This window comes from Phycisphaerae bacterium (assembly GCA_035384605.1).
Classification (GTDB): domain Bacteria; phylum Planctomycetota; class Phycisphaerae; order UBA1845; family PWPN01; genus JAUCQB01.
The window spans coordinates 21,352-27,351 of sequence record DAOOIV010000075.1 but is presented as its reverse complement, the minus strand read 5'-3'; the positions used below and the strand labels follow the sequence as shown (position 1 = coordinate 27,351).

Here is a 6,000-nt window from a genome sequence, read left to right as displayed (position 1 = left end):
CAGGGCGCCGACCTGCCGCCACCCTGACCGCTCCCCCGCGCCACACAAACCCAACGTCAAGCGCAACCGCGATTCGCCGCCGCTCCGCTCCACCCGCCCGTTGCGGAGCACCCCCCGTGTTCTGTCCCTTGTCTGGCTGACGACTGAGAGCTGATTGCTGAAAGCTCCCTTGCCCGCTCTTTGAAATCTGAAGACCAACCCCCTCCGGCCCAAACCCAGGAGCCAACACCTCAAGAACTCTCTCCGACCAAACAAACCCAACCCGCTCGGCCCGGAATCCTTTCCGGGCCGCATCCCCCGCGGAATCCTTTCCGCATTCACGTATGAATGACGATCGGAATCGTCGGCAGAAGGGTCCCAGATGGGAATCTGGGACCAGCGGGTCACAGCCCCGCCAAGTCGCCCCGACGGAGTAGGGCGCCGACCTGCCGCAGGCCTGACCCTGTCATTCATGCCGGCCGACTTCACTCGTCGAGCAATATGGGTACCAGCTTCTTCATCTCGCGCTGAGCGTTGACGCTTCGAACGATGCCTTTCCTGTCGATCAGGAACATCGCAGGGATTACGTCGATACCGTGCTGCCGGGCAAGTTCGTGCCAACCCGGTTTCGCCGTGTCGAAGAGCTGAGGCCAGTTCACATCCGGGTTCTGAGCAAGGAACTTCCGCAAGGCCGGAACTTCCCTGTCGCAACAGACCCCGACAACCATGAGGCCCTTTTTCCCGTACATGTTTCGGACCTCTTTCACCTGCGGCAGTGACTCGCGACAGGCGGGACACCAGCTCGCCCAGAAGTGCACCAGAATCACCTTGCCCTTGAGCGAATCCGTGGAGAACGGCTTGCCGGTCAGCAGTTTACCCTCCAGCACCAGCGGCTTGCCCCTCAACGCCGCACGTCGCTCGGCCGGGGTCATCGTTGCCAGATCCAGGGCGTTCTTCAGAGTCTTGTCAGGAAGCTTCTCGACCACGTCGGAGATCTGCTTGATTTCCTCCTTGGAAAGGGCTCCCGCGTACACCACCGCCTGAAGAGCCGTCGCCGCCCCGGGTGGAGCAGCGCCCTCGGCGCCCAGCAGGGCGGCGAATTCGTTCATCGCGGTTTTCCGTTGTGAGGTGTCGGCGGCCACAATAACCCTCGAAGCGGCCAATTGGATCTTGGCCCCGCGGTCGCCGCTCTCCGCGGCTGTCGTCAGGTTGGTCTTGATCGAATCGTTGCCCAGGGCCAAGGCGATGACTCGGTACCACGCCGAGTCGCCGGCCAATGATTTGTCAAACCTGGCCCGTCGTTCGAGGCATTCAATCGTCTTCTGAAGAATGGGCATCGCGGCGGGGGCGACCTTGGCCCGGACGGCCGGATCGCGCAGCGTCTTGGGATCCTCCGGCATGGCCTTCTTGAGGCTCTCATGCAATGCCTCGAATTCTTGTTCGAGCTGGGTCCGTATGTCGGGCTTCTTCTCGGTTCGCGCCGCCGCCAGTGTATCCGCCGCCGCGAACGTCGCCGCTCCGCAACCCAACAAACACATTGCCAGAAAACGTTGCATCGCTATCCTCCATTCCTTGCCATTGCGGTATGCAAGCCGGCGGTTCAGCGCGCCTCGTCTCAACCTGCCAATCCGTCACGTCGCCCCTGCTGCTGTCCCGGCATGAGTCTCAGGACCGGCTTCCCAGACAATGAACGTCAACATCATGAAATTGATGATTCGCCGTGTCACCCGCTGCTTCCCGCACGGCCGAGCCTTGCTCTTGACCACGTAGAACCCGCTCAGCTTGTCGTGCCATGCCTGTTTGTGCTCGTCAAACAGAATCCACAGATGATCGAGTGCGAAGAACAGCAGAAGAACCACCGCCACGAACGATCGGAACAGAAGGACCAAAGCCGTTGGTTTGCCGTCCAGCATATAGGCATAGCGGATTCTGAAGAGTCGATAGCCCGGTGTGCCCTTCAGTGACAGGCGGAAGCCGAGCATGTACAACACGAAAGCTATCGTGAACACGAAGGCGAGAACCGCATCCTCCTGCTCCTCAGTCCATGGACTCGATGAGATGGAAATGCAGATTCCGCCTATTAAGATGGACGCCAGGATCACCAGAATGATGTCGAAAAGCAGCGCTGCCGTCCGGCGGATGAAACCGGCGTAGTCCTCGTGTTTGTAAGCCGGCCCTGTCACTTGTGACATGCCGTCAATCTCCTGGGCGACTGATGCACCGAGGTCCGTGCCTCTTCTCAGGCTACCCAAAAAGCCGGATCGTCCTGCGAGCGATGCGCTCCCTCCGCGACGGTCAGCCTGGTTATGATGATAACACTTGTAACAACGGCACAAACAGATCAATCTGGTGTCAACAACCGGCAGAGCCCGCCCTGCCCGACGGGTCCGTGACAGCCCGGCCGGGGGGCCTCTTTCAGAACCGCGACCGCAAGGGAGCGGCGCTTCCTGTGATGTTGCAGATTTGCGGTTTGGCCCCTCGCCTTATGAAACCGCCCCCAGCATCGCCGTTGTCTGCATGTCCTGCGACGAGGCCGCATGTCGGCAAGAGGCGATCCACGCCCGCATGGCGCTGAGCGTTTGTGGCCATTTGCTCGACAACCGGCGTTTCAGAAAGGCGGCGTAGAGCCCGTCGCCGGCGTCGATCAGATCGCGCAGTCTGCTCATACGATCCTCGAAGACCGCCCTGACGCTGTTGGCATCCTCAGGTGCCGGCAACTGCACGCCGCTGAAGGCCATCGCATCGCCCCGGAGGGCAAAACTGAAGATGCTGCCCTGGGCTTCGATCTGCATAGCCGCCCGCACTGGCTGCTTGCCGCCTGATAAAGCGACCAGGGCTTCGGGCAGACGCGTCGGGCTGTCTGAGCTGACCGCCACCGACCCGCTCATCCTGAACGCGCACTGCATCTGCATTGACTTCTCGAACAGCACGGTCACCGCTCCCGACTTGGCGGTCGTTATGGTGGAAGACTCAACTTGCGTCGCATACCACAGCCAGGTCAGCCACTCGGTGCCGAGGAAATCGTTTGTTCGGCCTTCATCTGAATGCGCGTCCGGAGTCTCGCCTGCCCCTTCGGGCGGAGTCACAAAATGAGCCGGCCGGCAATCCTCGAACAGCCGGTTTTCGCCGCTTGCCGCCGCCCATCGCGCCGCGATCTCGCCCGCCGAGGCCGCCACGACGCCGCGGTCGAAGGTCTCGCGGAACAGCAGCATCAGCGATTCGGCCGCCGAGTTGCTGGTCGAGCCGAAGTAGAGTTCATTGCGCGTCAGATCCCAGAACACCGGGATTTGCTTCATCCGCCTGAACGCGCCGCTCTTGGCCTCGGAGTCCAAGCGCGCCAGAGCCTGCTCCCTGGCCTCGCGGCGCTGGGCCTTGCTGAGGAACTCGCGGCCGGTGGCTCGCAGCATCGCCTGCTCGTTGATCTTCTGGTAGCTGCGAACCAGTTCGGTCGGTGGCTTGTTGGTGTCGATCCGCAGAGCGAAGTACAAGCCGTCGGCCACTGCGTTCTTGGCGAAGTCGAACTCGGTGTCGAGAATGTGTTCACCGGTGCTCCACCCGATTTCGCTGTGGTCGGCCGTCTGAATGCTGTCGGCACCGATGGCCTTGGCCGCCAATTGTCCGAGCAGCGCCTCATCCACACGCTGGGGGCTCCGCCCCGAAACGAAAAACCGCTTGAAACTGAACGATCCCCTGTCAAACGCCATGACCAAAGCTCCCCGTAAACAAACGCCGCGAGGCGAACGTCAACCCATTCGAGCGTTCATCCGTTGGTGCGGGGTGCCATGGTAGGCAGGTCGGCCATACGGTCAAACCTCCCGAAGCCTTCGCGAGTGGTTGGGGTGTGAGTAATGGGGTCAGGCGCCTGTGAGTTTCCCAGATGTCTTGTGAGTGCTCAGCGATCGTCTCTTTGTGGTCCGGCGATCGGCGGCAGCGGACCATAAAGAAAAAACGCCGTCGCCAGCAGTCCGGCGGCCATGATCGCCAGCAGCTCGCGGTTGGGAGATTCGACGAAAAGCTTGTGCCACGGCCAGGCCGGAAGCCATTGCCTGAGTCTCAGCACCCACGCCGGATAGGGGTTGATCGGCGGAAGGGGTTCCTGTGCACCTTCCAGCATCGATAGATCCAGCCTTGTGCTGGCCAACTCCGCTGCCGGCCACTGGATGATCTGTTCCCCTTCAAACCGGTAGTTCAGTTCGCGGCGGATGATCCGCTGGTTGACCTGCGGATCCGCCTTGATGGCCTTGATCCGCTCTTCATTTCGATTTGCCTGATCCTTCAGGTCCGCCACCAGCCGTTCCAGCTTCTGTTCCGTCTCCATGATCTGTTCGGTTTCAGCATAAATGGGAGCCAGCACGCAGGGGGCGAAAACGGCCATGGCCAGCACCGTCAGCGCCCAGAACATGATGCAATGCTGGGCGACAACGCCCCCGGGGCTGTCCGCCCGACCGCCGCCTTGGGCGCCCTGTTCGGGGTGGATAGCGGTCTGGTTGTCCTGCTCGGTTGGGCAAGTGTCGGCGTCCATGCCCGAACCTCTGTCCGGCCGTTACTTGTTCCAGAACGTGCCTCCGAAGACGGCCTCGTCTCCGAGGTGTTCCTCGATACGGAGCAACTGGTTGTACTTTGCGACCCGATCGCTCCGTCTGACGCCGCCGGCCTTGATCTGACCGGCATTCGTCGCTACTGCAATATCGGCAATTGTGGTGTCTTCAGTTTCGCCGCTTCCGTGACTGACCACCGTCGTATAGCCGTTTCGCATGGCCAGATTGATGGTGTTGAGCGTTTCGGTCAGGCACCCGATCTGGTCGGTTTTGACCAGGATGCTGTTGGCGATCCCTTCCCGAAACCCTCGCCCAAGGCGATTCATGAGGGTCGAACACAGGTCATCCGCGACAAGCTGGATCTTCCCACCCAGGCTGGCGGTCAGTTTCTTCCAACCGTCCCTGTCGTCCTCGGCCAGCCCGTCTTCAAGGCTGCGAAGAGGCCATTTCCTGCATAGAGCCAGCCAGCAGTCGATCACCTCGTCGCTGCCGAGGATCCGGTCCGGATCGCTCTTGAAGAGGCAATACCCTACCTTGCCCTTGGCCTTGGCCTCACCGAATAGCTCACTCATGGCCGGATCCAGGGCAAAAAAGATCTGCTCGCCCAGCTTGTAGCCGGCTTTCTCCACGGCCATGGCCATCAGCTCGAAAGCCTCATCATTGTTCTTGAGCTTCGGGGCAAAACCACCTTCATCACCGACGGAAACGCTGTAACCCCTTTCGCTCAGAATACTTGCGAGGGTTTGCTGGATCTCGGCACTCCACCGCAAGGCTTCGCGGAAGGTCGGGGCACCCCACGGTTGAATCAGGAATTCCTGGAAATCCACGTTGTTGTCGGCGCGCCGGCCCCCGTCGAGCATGTTCATCATCGGGACTGGCATGACATGGGCACTTACCCCACCAAGGTATCGGAAGAGCGGCAGTTTGCACGCCTCGGCAGCCGCCTTGGCCACTGCCATCGAGACTGCCAGGATGGCATTGGCCCCGAGGTTGCCCTTGTTGGGGCTGCCATCGAGATTGATCATCTCCCGGTCCACCGACTCCTGGTCGCAGGCATCGAGCCCCAAGATGGCTTCGGCGATCCTCTCGTTGATGTTTTCAACGGCTTTCAGTACGCCCATGCCCCCGTATCGCGCCATGTCCCCGTCGCGAAGCTCGACCGCCTCATCTGCGGCTTTGGACCTCCCCGACGGAACTGAGGCCTGCCCCACACACTCGTTCTCCAGCACGACGGTGGCTTCAATGGTCGGGTTGCCGCAAGAATCCAGGATTTCTCTGCCGTTGACGTAAACGATTGCTGTTGATGACATTGCGAGTCTTGCTCTCGATACAAAAGGAAGGCTTGAAGTCTGCGCCCCGGGTCACCAGCCGGCTTGTCCCAGGCTCGCCGGTCGCCACTATACGGCCGTGCCCATGAGCGTCAAGAACATGGATGCTGGAAGACCCGCGGACACTCTTGGCCGGGGCCAACAACGGGCTGTCT

General features: G+C 61.0%; 5 protein-coding genes. All 5 read right to left on the bottom strand.

From position 1 onward, the window contains the following. Positions 1-464: 464 nt before the first annotated feature. The 5 genes from PLL20_15265 to eno all read right to left on the bottom strand — a co-directional run bounded on the left by PLL20_15265 (position 465) and on the right by eno (position 5,827). The gene (locus tag PLL20_15265) at positions 465-1,535 is read right to left on the bottom strand and encodes a TlpA disulfide reductase family protein (GenBank protein ID HPD31351.1); all 1,071 of its coding nucleotides are present in this window, start codon (positions 1,533-1,535) and stop codon (positions 465-467) included. Between the two features lie 75 nt (positions 1,536-1,610). Beyond that, positions 1,611-2,171, bottom strand: a complete 561-nt coding sequence (locus tag PLL20_15260; GenBank protein ID HPD31350.1) for an RDD family protein — start codon at positions 2,169-2,171, stop codon at positions 1,611-1,613. Between the two features lie 291 nt (positions 2,172-2,462). Beyond that, a complete protein-coding gene (locus PLL20_15255) occupies positions 2,463-3,683 on the bottom strand; it encodes a hypothetical protein (protein ID HPD31349.1) in 1,221 nt (406 codons plus the stop codon). A 188-nt stretch (positions 3,684-3,871) separates the two neighbouring features. Next, the gene (locus tag PLL20_15250) at positions 3,872-4,501 is read right to left on the bottom strand and encodes a hypothetical protein (GenBank protein ID HPD31348.1); all 630 of its coding nucleotides are present in this window, start codon (positions 4,499-4,501) and stop codon (positions 3,872-3,874) included. A gap of 21 nt (positions 4,502-4,522) precedes the next feature. Continuing rightward, the gene (eno, locus tag PLL20_15245; GenBank protein HPD31347.1) at positions 4,523-5,827 is read right to left on the bottom strand and encodes a phosphopyruvate hydratase; all 1,305 of its coding nucleotides are present in this window, start codon (positions 5,825-5,827) and stop codon (positions 4,523-4,525) included. Positions 5,828-6,000 lie beyond the last annotated feature (173 nt).

What these genes read in the sequence shown, in the direction of transcription:
- PLL20_15265 (HPD31351.1), bottom strand. Translation starts at nt 1,535, where the DNA reads ATGCAACGTTTTCTGGCAATGTGTTTGTTGGGTTGCGGAGCGGCGACG.
- eno (HPD31347.1), bottom strand. Translation starts at nt 5,827, where the DNA reads ATGTCATCAACAGCAATCGTTTACGTCAACGGCAGAGAAATCCTGGAT.
- PLL20_15250 (HPD31348.1), bottom strand. Translation starts at nt 4,501, where the DNA reads ATGGACGCCGACACTTGCCCAACCGAGCAGGACAACCAGACCGCTATC.
- PLL20_15260 (HPD31350.1), bottom strand. Translation starts at nt 2,171, where the DNA reads ATGTCACAAGTGACAGGGCCGGCTTACAAACACGAGGACTACGCCGGT.
- PLL20_15255 (HPD31349.1), bottom strand. Translation starts at nt 3,683, where the DNA reads ATGGCGTTTGACAGGGGATCGTTCAGTTTCAAGCGGTTTTTCGTTTCG.